Origin of the sequence: Clostridium sp., assembly GCF_040797585.1 — a bacterium.
Lineage (GTDB): Bacteria > Bacillota > Clostridia > Clostridiales > Clostridiaceae > Clostridium_Z.
Genome location: NZ_JBFNEO010000055.1, coordinates 1 through 15059, shown reverse-complemented (window position 1 = coordinate 15059; position 15059 = coordinate 1). Strand labels below are relative to the sequence as shown.

At 31.4% G+C, this 15059-nt stretch carries 13 protein-coding genes and 1 riboswitch; all 13 genes read left to right on the top strand.

What is annotated here, in order from left to right:
- Window positions 1-26: 26 nt before the first annotated feature.
- The 13 genes from AB2369_RS05530 to grdD all read left to right on the top strand — a co-directional run bounded on the left by AB2369_RS05530 (window position 27) and on the right by grdD (window position 14930).
- Window positions 27-1115, top strand: coding sequence for a DUF58 domain-containing protein (locus AB2369_RS05530; RefSeq protein ID WP_367665488.1), 1089 nt, complete (start codon window positions 27-29; stop codon window positions 1113-1115).
- Window positions 1115-3295, top strand: coding sequence for a transglutaminase-like domain-containing protein (locus tag AB2369_RS05525; RefSeq protein WP_367665487.1), 2181 nt, complete (start codon window positions 1115-1117; stop codon window positions 3293-3295). The genes AB2369_RS05530 and AB2369_RS05525 overlap by 1 nt, the downstream gene beginning before the upstream one ends.
- 411 nt (window positions 3296-3706) lie before the next feature.
- Entirely contained in the window at window positions 3707-4546 is an 840-nt protein-coding gene (locus AB2369_RS05520; protein WP_367665486.1) for a Cof-type HAD-IIB family hydrolase, read from the top strand.
- 506 nt (window positions 4547-5052) lie between these two features.
- Window positions 5053-5520: a tRNA (cytidine(34)-2'-O)-methyltransferase gene (locus AB2369_RS05515; protein ID WP_367665485.1), complete on the top strand. Its 468-nt coding sequence runs from the start codon at window positions 5053-5055 to the stop codon at window positions 5518-5520.
- A gap of 15 nt (window positions 5521-5535) precedes the next feature.
- Window positions 5536-6375: a DegV family protein gene (locus tag AB2369_RS05510; protein WP_367665484.1), complete on the top strand. Its 840-nt coding sequence runs from the start codon at window positions 5536-5538 to the stop codon at window positions 6373-6375.
- A gap of 172 nt (window positions 6376-6547) precedes the next feature.
- Window positions 6548-6651: riboswitch (glycine riboswitch) on the top strand.
- A gap of 162 nt (window positions 6652-6813) precedes the next feature.
- Window positions 6814-7188 carry a GrdX family protein gene (locus AB2369_RS05505; protein WP_367665483.1) on the top strand — a complete coding sequence of 125 codons (375 nt, stop codon included), beginning with the start codon at window positions 6814-6816 and terminating at the stop codon, window positions 7186-7188.
- A gap of 72 nt (window positions 7189-7260) precedes the next feature.
- Complete coding sequence (gene trxB / locus AB2369_RS05500; protein WP_367665482.1) at window positions 7261-8190, top strand: thioredoxin-disulfide reductase; 930 nt, start codon at window positions 7261-7263, stop codon at window positions 8188-8190.
- A gap of 114 nt (window positions 8191-8304) precedes the next feature.
- Entirely contained in the window at window positions 8305-8634 is a 330-nt protein-coding gene (locus tag AB2369_RS05495) for a thioredoxin family protein (protein WP_367665481.1), read from the top strand.
- Between the two features lie 216 nt (window positions 8635-8850).
- Window positions 8851-10137 (top strand): glycine/sarcosine/betaine reductase component B subunit, encoded by a 1287-nt coding sequence (locus AB2369_RS05490; RefSeq protein ID WP_367665480.1) that lies wholly within the window; start codon window positions 8851-8853, stop codon window positions 10135-10137.
- Window positions 10138-10222: 85 nt separating this feature from the next.
- Window positions 10223-10681 carry a glycine/sarcosine/betaine reductase complex selenoprotein A gene (grdA, locus tag AB2369_RS05485; protein WP_367665479.1) on the top strand — a complete coding sequence of 153 codons (459 nt, stop codon included), beginning with the start codon at window positions 10223-10225 and terminating at the stop codon, window positions 10679-10681.
- 37 nt (window positions 10682-10718) lie between these two features.
- A complete protein-coding gene (gene grdB / locus AB2369_RS05480) occupies window positions 10719-12020 on the top strand; it encodes a glycine reductase complex selenoprotein B (protein WP_367665478.1) in 1302 nt (433 codons plus the stop codon).
- A gap of 207 nt (window positions 12021-12227) precedes the next feature.
- On the top strand, window positions 12228-13763 hold the full coding sequence (grdC, locus tag AB2369_RS05475) for a glycine/sarcosine/betaine reductase complex component C subunit beta (protein ID WP_367665477.1): 1536 nt from the start codon (window positions 12228-12230) through the stop codon (window positions 13761-13763).
- Between the two features lie 15 nt (window positions 13764-13778).
- Window positions 13779-14930: a glycine/sarcosine/betaine reductase complex component C subunit alpha gene (grdD, locus tag AB2369_RS05470; RefSeq protein WP_367665476.1), complete on the top strand. Its 1152-nt coding sequence runs from the start codon at window positions 13779-13781 to the stop codon at window positions 14928-14930.
- The last annotated feature ends 129 nt before the right edge of the window (window positions 14931-15059 follow it).

Sequence of the window (15059 nt, the reverse complement as noted above, 5' to 3'; positions counted from 1 at the left end):
GGTTAAAGTACCAGTGGTGAGTGATTATGCCTAAAATAAAGATAAGTTTAAGATTTATAATAATTTTTATAATAGTTACTTGCTTTTCTTACTTTCAAGGGGATTATATAGCAAATAGTATATTCTATGGATTTTTAATACTGCTTATAATATCTCTTATTTTTAATTGTATATTATATAAAAGCATAATAATAAATATAAATCCTTATGACAGGTCTATATGTTCAGGGGAGGATATAGATATTAAACTTACAATATTTAACAAAGGGTTTTTCCCTGTAAATTATATGGTTTTACATAATAAAGGAATATCTGATGTAAAAAAAGATCTTAAAGGACAATGTATAAGCCTTAATATAGGGGAGAAGAAAGAAATAGAATATAATCTTACCTTTTTGCAAAGAGGTGTATATGATATAGGAGATTTTCATATAACTTTAAAGGGTATATTCTCTATTGTAGAGATAACTTTTACTATGAAAAAAGAAGAAAGTATTTTTGTATATCCTAGGATATATGAAATTGGAGAAGGATTAAATTTTGAGAATATTTTAGTAGAAGGTATAGTAAATAAAAATAGCCTTAAGGAAGATTTATATTCTATAAAGGACTTAAGACAATATGTTATAGGAGATAGATTAAAAGATATAAATTGGAAAGTAACTGCTAAAGGAGGAGAACTTTATGTAAAGACCTTTGATAATACTTTAGGAGAAGATGTGGATTTATTTATAAATATGAATAAAGGAAATTACTCCCTAGACTCTAATGGAGGATTAGAGGAGAAACTTATAGATTTTTCTCTTTCTTTAATTAAGATTATTATAGAAGAAGATTTAGAAGTCACCTTAAGGTTAAATAACAAAGAGGGATACAGAGATATAATAAATAGAGGTACCTTTAGCAATATTTATAATGATATGATGTTTAAATTTAGTAATGGGGAAACAGAATTTAAAGATTTTTTAGAGTACTTAGAAGATGTTAAAAAAAGTGACTATAAGATTATAATTTACTATTACTATTGTGATGATAAAATTAAAAGCTATATAGATAATTACAGTATAAGAGCCCTAAGCTTTAAGGATATTCTAAAGAAAGGGGGAGCTGCATAGTGATCATTAACAAAGATAAGATATTAGACTTATTTCTATGCCTTCTCTCTTTAGGATTCCTCTTTCTAATATTTAAGAGAAGTTACCGAATAGAAGATGTAGATTATATAAATCTCATTATAAATTTTTCTCTAGGAGCTATAATATTTTATCTATATAATAGTTTAAGTAAAAATCATAAACTTAACTTTTTAATAGGGATAGTAGCAATTCTAATTATAATAATTATATTTTTTAATAACTCTTTAGATAATTTTTTCTTAGAGAAAGTAATATTTAATTTAAGAAAAATAAATGAAAGTATAGGTATGGGAGAAGTTACTTACTATGAGGATTATAAATATATATTAACTTTAATAGGGCCCTTAATAGTAATTTTTATTCTTACCCTATTTAAGTATCTATTAATGGATATTATTATATATATTAATTTATCTTCCATGATGTTTTTATACTATATAGGATATTCAGAGGTATTAAAAGATGTAATAGTATATTTTATATTTATAAATTTATGCCTTCTTGGAATAAATGAATTTAAAATTAATATAAAAGGATTAAGGAAAAATCATATTAAAATTAGTATAAATAAAAAGAGTGTAGTGATAAATATCATTACTTGTTCTATGATAATTGCTCTTATAGTGAATCTCATGCCTTTACATAGAGAAGGAAAATATGAAAAGGAGATTGTAAAAAAGGCAAGTAAAACACTTAAGGGTACTGAAGGAAATGGAGGAGAAATTGGTGAGGCTTACTATGGACTTTCCTATTCAGGGTATTCTAATACTTCGAAAAAGTTAGGAGGACCTATTAATATATCTAATAAAGAAATATTAGAGGTTGAGAGTGAAATTGGTGGACTATATCTAAGGGGAAGTGTTAAAGACTTATATTTAGGAGATAGATGGGATAGTAGTTTTAAGATTTTAAAAAAATTTGATACTAATAAAAAATTGATGAATAATAACTATTCCTATTACAAAGATTTTTTAAATAAGAAATCTATAAAAGTATATCCAAAGAGTGATGAAATAATTTCTATGTTTGCTCCATTGTATTCTTTCAATGGAGATTTACCTAAAAATACATTATATGCTAGTAAATATGACCTTTTCTATAATGAAGATATAAAAGAATACTCCTTTGATTATTATGAAGAAGAGAGAATAAAATCACATATTAGAAATGCATCTAATAGTATGTCATCAAGTTCTATGAATATGGATTATTTAGATATATCTAATCTCCCAACTTCAGTGGTTGATCTTTCTAAGGAGATAATAAAAGGAAGTAATAATAACTATGAGAAGGTTGAGAAGATAAAGAGGTATTTAGAGACTAATTATCCTTATTCCTTAGAGGTTTCAAAGGTACCTGAGGGTGCAGATTTTATTGAATATTTTTTATTTCAAGAAAAAAAGGGGTACTGTGTATACTTTGCTACAGCTTTAACTATGATGAGTAGGGCAGTGGGAGTTCCAGCAAGATATGTAGAAGGATTTAAGATGCCGTATGATTCTTCAGATAAAAATAAATTTAAGGTTACTAATGAGGATGCTCATGGATGGGTGGAAGTTCTATTGGATCCAAAAGGAGAAATATGGACAACTATGGATCCGAGTCCAACTCTTAGAGAGGTTAGAGAGAAGGAAAAAGTAGAAAATCCACAACAGGTGGAGGAAAAGAGAAAAGAACAGGATGAAGATAAGAAAGACAAGGATCTAGAATTAGAAAAGGAAGAGAAACAAGAAGAGGATAAGGATGAAAAAAAAGAGGAAGTTAAAAAGAGTAGGGATATAGATTATAATCTTATTTTCACATTAATATTAATAGGTATTTTTTCTTATATATCCTTTAAGGCCTTAAGAAATATATATAAAATAAGGATCTTAAAATTAAAAGGAAATGGAAAAACTCTATATAGTTATGGAGAAAAAAGACTTAAGTCTATAGGGATAGTTAGAAACTCCTATGATACAGATGTTGAGTTTGTAAATAGTATTGAAGATAAGGAGCTTCTAGAAGAAATGATGAAAATTCTTATGAAAGCTCAAATGGAGATATATGGGGATACTACATCCAAGATAAAAGGAGAAGAGTTTATAGACTTTATAGAAAAGTATATTAGAAGTAGAAGTAATTTTTTAAATTATATATTATATAAGTATTTAATTTAAATGCAAGAAAAAATTTAACTGATTTATATTTTACGGGTATCTATACATGGAAATTTTAGTGATTTTCATGTATAGATACCCGTGTTTTTTATAGAAATTTGTATTTTACTTTATAACTACAGCTAAATCATTATAGGGTTTTTGATTCAAAAATTATCTTGTGTACTGCTTAAAATCTAAGACTTTAAAGAGTTTAAATACATGTATAAGTTAAGATCCAAGGATTAAGTGTGGAAATAGTATATAATATTTTTAACTAAACGCTAGGATACTACCACCTAGAAATTATTCAAAAATCTAATTTTCAAATACAGAATAAAATATAATCACTACATAGGTTTAGATATTTGATATAATAATAAGTATATAAGTATTTAGAAACATGAGATGAAGGAAGGAGAATTTACATTTATGATGTATAAATTATTATGCACAGACATGGATGGAACTCTTTTAGGTAAGAAACATGAAATATCTAAAGAGAATATTGAGGCAGTAAAAAAAGCTAGTGCTAAGGGAGTAAAAATTGCAGTTTGTACAGGAAGATTACATAGCTCAGCTTTTTACTATGCAAGTCTTTTAGAGGTTAAAACTCCTGTGATCTCTTCTAATGGGGCTTTCATAAGAGAGAAGGATGAGGATAAAATTATATATAAATCTATACTTAAAAAGGAACACTGCAATAAAATATTAAATGTATGTAGAAAGTATGGTCTAAATGTAACTTTCCACACACCTAATACAGTATTTGCAGAAAACGAGCTTTTCTCTGCTAAAAATTATCAGGAGTTCAATAAAAACTTACCAGAGGAAGGTAGAGTAAATATTGAAGTAGTTCCTGAGGGGACTTTGGAAGAAATATTTGATAAATATGAAGAGGACATTATAAAGGCCATAGTAATAGAGGACGAAAAACTAATAGAGCTTAAAAAAGCTAAGGATGAAGTTAAAAATCTTGGAGGATTAGAGGTTGTTAGCTCTTTCCCAAATAATTTTGAAATTATGTCAGAGGGAGTATCAAAGGGTAGAGCAGTGGAGATTATCGCAAATACCTATGGAATTAAGAAAGAGGAAGTAATTTGTATTGGTGATAATGAAAATGATATATCAATGCTGAAATATGCTGGACTTGGAATAGCTATGGGAAATGCTTCAGAGGAGGCAAAAGGGGCTGCGGATTATATAACAGATACTAATTTAAATAATGGAGTTGCAAAAGCTATAGAAAAGTTCATTTTAAATGAAGACTAATAGTCATATTTGCAATAATAATGACGAAACATAATATTTATCTGATGGCTAGGAACTGTAATACCCCCATCCTCTTAAAAGGGGGTATTACAGTTGCTATGCCCCTAGATTAACTCATCTAATCTTCAGATAGTAGAAAAAACACCATCTGAAGAAAGATTCCTTCTATTAAATATTAAAGATATATACTATATGTTTACTAAAATACATAAAAATAATATACTATATTATATATCTAAAAAATTAGGTTTTATGTTAGGAATTATATGTACACATTTTAAATAAGGTATAACTTTTGAAGAAACACTAATTATATAATTTAGCATCTTCAAAAAACTAGTTGGTATTCTAGTACATTTTGCGTAAATCTCTATAATTATAATACTCTTATAGTAAAATTCTTATGGGCATACATACTTAAACTATTACGCAGAAGGTACTTCCATTTCCACTAGTTATTTTACTTTGGATATGTTTAAGGTTGTATAATGGTTTGGAGGAGAAATATGAATTTAAACATAGTATTATTTGAACCGGAAATACCTCAGAATACTGGTAATATAGCAAGGACATGCGTTCTTACAAATTCAAAATTGCATTTAATTAAGCCTTTAGGCTTTAGTTTAGATGAAAAACATTTAAAAAGAGCGGGTCTTGATTATTGGCAGTACTTAGATTTAGAAATTCATGAAAGTTTTGAGGATTTCCAGAATAAGTATAAAGAAGGAACCTTTTATTTTGCTACTACCAAGGGTAAGAAGTTCTATAGTGAGGCATCATTTAACAAAGGAGATTTTATTATATTTGGAAAAGAATCTAGTGGATTACCAGACTATATAAGAGATAGTAGACCAGAGGGATGCATAAGAATACCTATGCTTGAAAGTAGCACAAGATCTTTAAATATATCTAATACAGTAGCCATCTTTGCCTATGAAGCCATAAGGCAGTTTGGATTTCCAGATATGAAATAATTAAGGGGGATAGGCATGGATAAAATAAAAATAATAACGGACAGCACATGTGATTTAAACTCAGAAATTATAAAAAAGTATGACATAGAGGTTATTCCTTTAATAGTTGATTTTGGAGGAGAAAGCTACTTAGATGGAGTAGATATGAATTTTAGTTCCTTATTACATAAGATAAGTGAAGATGGAATTTTTCCAACTACATCTCAAATTAATCCTCAAAGATTTTTGGATTGCTATAAGAGATATTTAGAAGAGGGTTATAAAATTATATCTATACACCTTTCTTCTAAAATGAGTGGTACTTATCAATCTGCTTGTATAGCTAAAGAAATGCTTGAGAGTGAAGACATAGAAATAATTGACGCGCAGAATGTAACAGCAGGGCTTGGATCTTTAGTAATACTTGCTTCTATATTAAAAGAGGAGAAAAAAGATTTTAAAGAAATAGCTCATATAGTTGAGGAAGGAAAAAACCATGTTAAAAGCATGTTGTCTTTTAACTCTTTAGATCACTTAGTTAAGGGTGGAAGACTTTCAAAAACTGCAGGATTCCTTGGGAATATGCTGGGTATAAAGCTGATGCTTTGCGTTAAAGATGGAGAGATGGCAGTTATTGAGAAGATTAGAGGAAGTAAAAAGGCCTTAAAGCACATAGTGGATTATTTAGATCATATAGACGTAAAGCCTGGAACTCCAGTGATACTTTTAAATGCTTCTAGTGAAGATATATATGATGCCCTAAAAGAAAAGTTAGAGGAAAAAAATATAGACTTTGTAGAATGTGAAGTGGGATGTGTTGTTGGTACTCATTCAGGCCCTAACGCAGCGGGAATCTTCTTTATAGAAAATTATTAATCACTATAAGAAAAATCTATAGTATATATAGATAAGGTCAATGGGGTTGCTAATTGTTATTAAATATGGTAATATTAGATAAATTAAAATAATACCAAAAATTCTGAAAAATGTAGAATTTACGTCAAGAATAGTATATAATAAGGTTAAAGAAAGAATTTAATAAGTGTGGATGAAGTTTTCGGGAGATGATTACTGTATAGTGATAGCCGAAGGAACAAATAATATGTGCCGACATATTATGAAATTTTCAGGCAAAAGTACCGGGAAGTGACACAACTCTGAAAAGCGTTAAGCACCGAAGGAGTAAAGCTCTCAGGTTATATGACAGAGTCTAAGGCTAAGGCTTTGGACTCTGTTTTTTTGTAGTAGGATATTGTGTTTTATTTAACAATGATTAAAGTTATTTTCAATTTATCTATCAGAAAGGACAAGACTATGAGAGAAACATTGATGATTATAACTAACAATCCTCTAAGTAAAGAAAGATTTGATTCATGTTATAAGGTTGAATATATAGACGAAGATGTGATTACATTATTAAATAAAGTAAGAGATTATATTCATTTAGGACATAAACTTTTAACTCATCCTCTAATGAGTAGTATAAAACCTAATGAAACACCCTATAGAACTGTAGTAATTTCTAAGGAAAAAAAGGACATGGATATGGACTCTTTAACAATAATTGAGAATACCATTGCCACCACATTAAAATTCATAAAGGATTTTAGTATACCTAACTGGCCACAAAATATTTTAGAGGATTTTCAATTAATTGATTATGATTTGATTCAAAATGCTATTAACTAATAATAATTTTCTGTTATAATATATTTATAGATATAGAATATAACAGAATAAAACATAGATAGGAGGAATATAATGTCAAAGATATATGATACCATTATAATTGGAGGAGGTCCAGCAGGTTTATCTGCAGGATTATATGCATCAAGAGGAAAGATGTCCACATTATTATTAGAAAGAGGAAAGTTTGGTGGACAAACTGCTACAACAGACGAGCTTGAGAATTATCCAGGATCTATGGAGGACTGTACAGGACCAGCTCTTGTAGAGAGAATGAGAAAGCAAGCGGAGGATTTTGGTGTTGAGTTTGTAAAGGATGAGGTTCTTGAAGTAGAAGTTGAAGGAAAGATAAAGAAAATAAAATGCAAGAATAAAGAATTTGAAGCTAAAACTATAATAATAGCTACAGGAGCATATCCAAGACTTGCAGGATTTAAGAATGAATTAGAACTTAGAGGAAAAGGAGTTTCTTATTGTGCAACTTGTGATGCAGACTTCTTTACTGACTTAGAAGTTGCTGTTGTAGGTGGAGGAGACTCAGCTTTAACAGAGGCTTTATATCTAACAAAGTTTGCAGATAAGATAACAATAATTCATAGAAGAGATGAATTTAGAGGTGCTAAATATTTAGTTGAAAAAGTTGAAAAGCATCCAAAGATAAGCATACTATTTGATACTGTAGTAGAAGAGGCTAAAGGTGATGGAATCGTAGAAGGTTTAGTTATTAAAAATGTAAAAACAGGTGAGCTTTCAGATCTTACAGTAGATGGATGTTTTGTATTTGCAGGATATCTTCCAATAACAGATTTATTCAAAGGTAAAATAAAGATGAATGATAGAGGAGACATCATAACAGATGAAGATATGAGATGTGATGTTCCAGGAATATTTGCTGCAGGAGATGTAAGAGAAAAGACTCTAAGACAGGTAGTTACGGCTACTGCAGATGGAGCTATAGCAGCTACAATAGCTGAAAAGTATATTGAAGAAGCTTTTGAAGAATAAAAACTCGTATTACTCACATTTTATTGTGGGTAATAATAGACAAAATGTTCGCAATATTTTTAAATAAATATTTAAAATAAAAATTCTAAATATTATGAATTGGGGGTTTGACAAATGTTAGAACTAAATAAAGAAAATTTTGAGGCGGAAGTGCTTCAAAGTGAAAAGCCTGTATTTGTTGATTTCTGGGGAGATAAATGTGAAATATGTAAGGATTTAATGCCAGGAGTACATGGTCTTGAGGAAAAGTATGGAGATAAGATAAAGTTTGCTTCGTTAAATATAGGTGGTTCAAGAAGACTTGCTATATCCCAAAAGGTTTTAGGATTACCAACAATGATTATTTATAAGAATGGAGAGAAAGCTGAAACTATAACTCCAGATAAAATAAGTACAATAGAGGATGTTGAAAACTTTATAAAAGGATTTTATGAAGCTCTTTAATTAAGGTTTAAATCTAGAAAGGTAAATACCTTTCTAGATTAAATATAGCTCTTAGGCACCTTTATAAAGATAGGTGGTCATTATAATAGTTTATTTTGTGATATGAGTATTAAGAATTCACTATAGTTAAACTATTAAAACCTGTATTACTTAAAAATTACTATTTTGATTAACTACTTTATTTCAGTTGCTTTATTATTATAGGAGGTGAACGCTTTGCGTCTAGAGATTGGTAATATATTCATAAAAGATATCCAATTTGGAGAAGAAACTAAGGTTTTAAATGGTGTTCTTTATGTAAATAAGGAAGAACTATTAAGCGAAGTTCAGGGTGATGAGAGAATTCAAAGTATAGACTTTGACATTGCAAGACCAGGTGAAGAGGTTAGAATCATCCCTGTGAAGGATGTAATAGAGCCAAGGGTTAAGGTAGAAGGAGATGGAGGAATATTCCCAGGATTCATAAGTAAGGTAGATACTGTTGGATCAGGAAGAACTCATGTTTTAAAAGGAGCAGCTGTTGTTACTACAGGTAAGATAGTTGGATTCCAAGAAGGTATTGTGGACATGTCTGGAGAGGGAGCTAAGTATACACCTTTCTCAAAAACTAATAATTTAGTTATTATAGCAGAGCCTAAGGAAGGAATACTTCAACATGACCATGAAGAGGCAGTTAGAATAATAGGATTTAAGGCTGCTGTATATCTTGGAAAAGCTGGACAAAACGTAGAGCCAGATGAGGTTAAGACCTTTGAAACTCTTCCATTACTTCAGCAAGTAAATCAGTATCCAGATCTTCCAAAGGTAGTATATGTTTATATGCTCCAAACCCAAGGATTACTTCATGATACTTATGTATACGGAGTAGATGCTAAGAAGATAATACCAACATTTATATATCCAACAGAAGTTTTTGATGGAGCTATAGTTTCAGGAAACTGTGTTTCTGCTTGTGATAAGAATCCAAGCTATGTTCATATGAATCATCCTATAATAGAAGATTTATATGAAAGACATGGAAAAGATTATAATTTCTTGGGATGTATAATAACTAACGAAAACGTATACCTTGCAGATAAAGAAAGAAGTTCTAATATGACAGCTAAGCTTGTAGAGTTCCTAGGAGCAGATGCAGTTATAATATCTGAAGAAGGTTTTGGAAATCCTGATGCAGACCTTGTAATGAATTGTAATAAAATTTCTGCAAAGGGTATAAAGACTGTTCTTGTAACAGACGAGTATGCTGGACAAGATGGTAGCTCTCAATCCTTAGCAGATTCAACACCAAAGGGTGATGCAGTTGTTACAGGAGGCAATGCTAATGAGGTTATTACATTGCCACCAATGAAAAAGGTTATAGGTCATCCAGAGGTAGCTAATGTAATAGCTGGAGGATATCTTGGTTCTTTAAGAGAAGATGGTTCAATAAATGCAGAGATACAGGTTATAACTGGAGCTACTTCAGAGGTTGGATTTAATTATTTAACTGCAAAAGGATATTAAAATAAAAATTTCCCCATTAATTTAAAATAAATAAATTAAGTAAAACTTTAAGAAAAATTAGCTTTTTAGAAAGGAAGGTAAAGTTATGTTAGAAGGAAAAAAAGTCATTGCAATTGGAGATAGAGATGGAATACCAGGACCAGCTATAGAAGCTTGTGTAAAAAGTGCAGGAGCAGAGGTTATATTTGCCTCAACAGAATGCTTTGTCTGAACAGCTGCAGGTGCTATGGATCTGGAGATCCAACAAAGAGTAAAAGACCTTACTGATAAGTATGGTGCAGAAAATGTAGTTGTTGTTTTAGGTGGAGCAGAGGCAGAAGCTTCTGGATTATCAGCGGAAACTGTAGTTGTAGGAGACCCAACCTATGCAGGCCCATTAGCTGGAGTTGCACTAAACCTAGCTGTTTACCACGTGGTAGAGCCAGAAATAAAGGATGAGTGTGATGCAACTATTTATGATGAGCAATGTGGAATGATGGAAATGGTTTTAGAAGTGGATAGCATAATTGAAGAGGTTAAGGCTATAAGAGATCAAAAAGAGTAATTTTAAGTTATTACTCCAAAATAGGGGGGGACATTAAGTGATAAAAATAGTTCATTATATAAATCAGTTCTTTGCTAACATTGGTGGAGAAGAAATGGCCCATGTTAAGCCTGAGGTAAGAGAGGGCTTCGTAGGACCAGGAATGGGGCTTGAGAAGCTTTTTAAGGGAGAAGCAAAAATTGTTGCTACTATAATATGTGGAGACTCTTATTTCAATGAAAACATAGATGAAGCTAAGGCGGAAATCCTTGAAATGGTAAAGAAATATGAGCCAGACCTATTTATAGCAGGACCAGCTTTTAATGCAGGAAGATATGGAGTTGCTTGTGGAACTATGGCTAAGGAAGTTGAAGATCAGCTTAATATACCAGTACTTACAGCTATGTATAATGAGAATCCAGGAGCTGATATGTATAAAAAGCACTTATATATTGTGGAAACAAGAAATAGTGCAGCAGGTATGAGAACAGCTCTTCCAGCTATTGCAAACCTTGCATTAAAGCTTGGAAAGGGAGAAACTATAGGATTACCATCTGAAGAAGGATATATAGAAAGAGGAATAAGAAAGAACTACTTTGCAGAAGAAAGAGGATCTAAAAGAGCAGTTGATATGCTTGTTAAAAAGCTTAAGGGAGAGGAATTTATAACTGAATTCAAAATGCCAGTATTTGATAGAGTTGATCCTCATCCAGCAATAAAGGATATAACGAAGTGTAAAGTTGCTATAGTTACATCAGGAGGTACTGTTCCAAAGGGAAATCCTGATCATATAGAATCATCTTCAGCATCTAAATATGGTGAGTATGATATAGAAGGAGTTATGGATTTAACCTCAGCAACCTATGAAACTGCTCATGGTGGTTATGATCCAACTTATGCAAACACTGACTCTGATAGAGTAATACCAGTTGACGTTTTAAGACAAATGGAGAAGGAAGGTAAGATAGGATCTCTTCATAGATATTTCTATTCAACAGTAGGTAATGGAACAGCAGTTGCATCCTCTAAAAAGTTTGGAGAAGAAATAGCTAAGAAGCTTGTGGCTGATGGAGTAGATGCAGTTATCTTAACCTCCACATGAGGAACTTGTACGCGTTGCGGTGCAACACTTGTTAAAGAAATAGAAAGAGTACTTCCAGTTGTACACATGTGTACAGTAGTACCAATATCTTTGACTGTTGGAGCAAATAGAATAGTTCCAACAATAGCAATTCCTCACCCACTTGGAAATCCAGCTTTAGGAGCTAAGGATGAATATGAGTTAAGATATAACTTAACATCAAGAGCTTTAAAAGCTTTAGAGACAGAAATAGAAGAGCAAACTGTATTTGATAAGTAATAAATAGATTAACTAGGCTTCTATAAATGGAGCCTAGTTAAAAATCAAATTAGGTCTTGTTTAGAATTTTTAATGGATGCATTTCCTTTCACCTAAAGAACATATATTAAAATAAGTGAATAAAAGTTAAAAAATATAAGTTAAAAACACTATGCTTTTAGTTTTTAGCTTTTAATTAAGAATTTTATAAAAATGGGGGTTATAACAATGGATTTTCCAGTAATAAAAAAGGCATCATATATTTTGGTTAACACTCCAGACATGATAATACATGATGGAACAACTCAAACTGTTGAAAGAGAGAGTCATCCAGAATCAGAATACTTAAAAAAGCTTCCTGAGTTTATAAGAGGTTTTGAAGAGGTAGTTGCTTATGCACCTAATCAGACATATATAGGAAATATGACTCCAGATGCTTTAGGAGAAAGAAAAAGACCTTGGCATGGAGAGAAAGTAGAAGGTGCAAATAGATTTGGTAAATTTGGAGAAATAATGCCTCAAGATGAGTTCTATGGTGTTATGAAGTTATCAGATGCCTTCGATTTAGTTCTTCTTGAAGAAAGTTTTACAGAAATGGTTAGGGAGAAGATAAGTAATCATCCACTGCTAAAAAATAAGGCTGAGGATATAAAAAAGGGAGTAGATTTAGAAGAGATAGAAAAGTTAATAAATTCTAATATAGCGGTACCTTTATATGATAATGGGAAATTAGTAGGTTGTGTTAAAAGGGCTCATGAATATGATAAGAACCTTTCAGCTCACGTACTTCTTGAAAACTTAGCAGTTAAGGCTTCAGGAGTTGTGGCTGCATTAAATTTATTAAAAGATAATGATATAAATATTGAGGATATAGAATATATAGTTGAATGTTCAGAAGAAGCAGTTGGAGATATGAACCAAAGAGGGGGAGGAAATATAGCTAAGTCTATAGGAGAAGTTGTAGGACTTAAAAGTGCTACAGGAGCTGACCTTAGAGGATTCTGTGCAGCACCAACTCACTCTTTAATAACAGCAGCGTCTTTAGTTAAGTCTGGTATATATAAGAATGTATTAGTTGTTGCTGGAGGAGCTACTGCAAAACTTGGAATGAATGGTAAGAGCCATGTAGAAAAGAATATACCAGTTCTTGAAGATTGTTTAGGAGGATTTGCACTCTTAGTTAGTGAAAATGATGGAGTAAATCCTATCCTTAGAACTGACATAATTGGAAGACATACAATAGGACATGGTGCTTCTCCACAGGCTGTTCTTGAAGCTCTAGTTTTAGATCCTTTAGATAAGGCAGGGCTTAAGATAACAGATATAAATAAGTTTGCTCCAGAAATGCAAACTCCAGATATTACAGAGCCAGCAGGAGCGGGAGATGTTCCAACTCAAAACTATAAAATGATAGGAGCTCTAGCAGTTAAGAAAGGACAACTTGAAAGAAAGGAACTTCCAAACTTTGTTAAGGACCATGGATATCCTGGATATGCGCCAACTCAAGGACACATACCATCAGGAGTTCCAATAGTTGGACATGGAAGAGAAAGTATATTAAATGGAAGCCTTGAAAACTTTATGATAGTTGGTAAGGGTAGTTTATTCCTTGGAAGAATGACTAATTTATTTGATGGAGTATCCATAGTTGTTGAAAAGAATAATGGCTTAAGTAAGGAAGAAGCGGGAGTTTCTAAAGAAGAAGTTAAGTCTATGGTTGCAGAGGCAATGAAGGATTTTGCAGCTTACTTAATGAAAAATTAAGGAGGTGCTTTAATTATGAAAGAAAACAATGTAAAAGGTATGATTGCAGAGGTCTTTAATGATATAGCAAAAGGCATTGAAAGTGGTACCTTTAAAAAAAGAGTTAGAATAGGTTTAACTACTATAGGCTCTGAACATGGACAAGATGAAATGATAAGAGCAGCAGAGCTTTGCAAAAATAAATATGGAGACTTTGATATAGTTCTTATAGGAGAAGATAATAATAGTAACTTTGAAAAGGTAGTTGTTTCTACTGCAGAAGAAGGTCATAAAAAGATGGTGGAAATGATAGATAGTGGGGAATTAGATGGATGCGTTACTCAGCACTTTGATTTTCCAATAGGGGTTTCCACTGTGGGTAAGGTAACCACTCCTGGAAGAGGAAGAGATATGATTCTTGCAACCACCACAGGTACTACATCTACTAATAGAGTAGAAGGTATGGTTATGAATACTATATCAGGAATAGCTACGGCTAAAGCTTTAGGAATAGAGAATCCTAAGGTTGGAATACTAAATATAGATGGGGCAAGAAAGGTAGAGAATATATTAAAGGAATTAAAGGGAAGTGGATATGATATATCCTTTACTGAATCCTTAAGAGCTGATGGAGGCTTTGTTATGAGAGGTAACGATCTTTTAGCAGGCACCCCAGATGTAATGGTTTGTGATTCTTTAACAGGTAATCTTATGGTAAAGGTAATGTCCTCTTATACCACAGGAGGAAGTTATGAAACATTAGGAGCTGGATATGGTCCAGGAGTTGGAGAAAACTATAATAGACTTATAAATATAGTATCTAGAGCATCAGGATCTCCATTGATATGTGAAGCTTTAAGATTCTGTGCTACTTGTGCAGAAAATAAAGTTTTAAGCATAGCAAATAAGGAGTTCCAAAAGGCTAATAAAGTAGGACTTAAAGATATTATAGGAAAGCATATTAAAGAAAAGGTAGTGGAAGATGTACAGGTTCCTCCTAAGAAGGTAGTAACCTACTCTATTGGAGGAATAGATATATTAGAACTAGAAGATGCTTGTAGAAGCCTTTGGAAAGAAGGAATATATTCAGAAAGTGGAATGGGATGTACAGGACCTATAATCTTAGTTGGAGAGGAAGACTCCAAAAGGTCAGAAGAGATACTTATAAAGTGTGGATATAAATCCTAAATTAATGTAGTTTTAAAACAAGCCATCACATTAATGTGATGGCTTGTTTATTTTAAATTTTTAATAAATTTTTGAATAACATTTTATTAAAAATTATTTAAAAGTTTATTCTATAAATATTAATAATAG

What these genes read in the sequence shown, in the direction of transcription:
- grdD (WP_367665476.1), top strand. Translation starts at nt 13,779, where the DNA reads ATGAAAGAAAACAATGTAAAAGGTATGATTGCAGAGGTCTTTAATGAT.
- AB2369_RS05520 (WP_367665486.1), top strand. Translation starts at nt 3,707, where the DNA reads ATGATGTATAAATTATTATGCACAGACATGGATGGAACTCTTTTAGGT.
- AB2369_RS05510 (WP_367665484.1), top strand. Translation starts at nt 5,536, where the DNA reads ATGGATAAAATAAAAATAATAACGGACAGCACATGTGATTTAAACTCA.
- AB2369_RS05530 (WP_367665488.1), top strand. Translation starts at nt 27, where the DNA reads ATGCCTAAAATAAAGATAAGTTTAAGATTTATAATAATTTTTATAATA.
- AB2369_RS05495 (WP_367665481.1), top strand. Translation starts at nt 8,305, where the DNA reads ATGTTAGAACTAAATAAAGAAAATTTTGAGGCGGAAGTGCTTCAAAGT.
- trxB (WP_367665482.1), top strand. Translation starts at nt 7,261, where the DNA reads ATGTCAAAGATATATGATACCATTATAATTGGAGGAGGTCCAGCAGGT.
- AB2369_RS05515 (WP_367665485.1), top strand. Translation starts at nt 5,053, where the DNA reads ATGAATTTAAACATAGTATTATTTGAACCGGAAATACCTCAGAATACT.
- grdC (WP_367665477.1), top strand. Translation starts at nt 12,228, where the DNA reads ATGGATTTTCCAGTAATAAAAAAGGCATCATATATTTTGGTTAACACT.
- AB2369_RS05505 (WP_367665483.1), top strand. Translation starts at nt 6,814, where the DNA reads ATGAGAGAAACATTGATGATTATAACTAACAATCCTCTAAGTAAAGAA.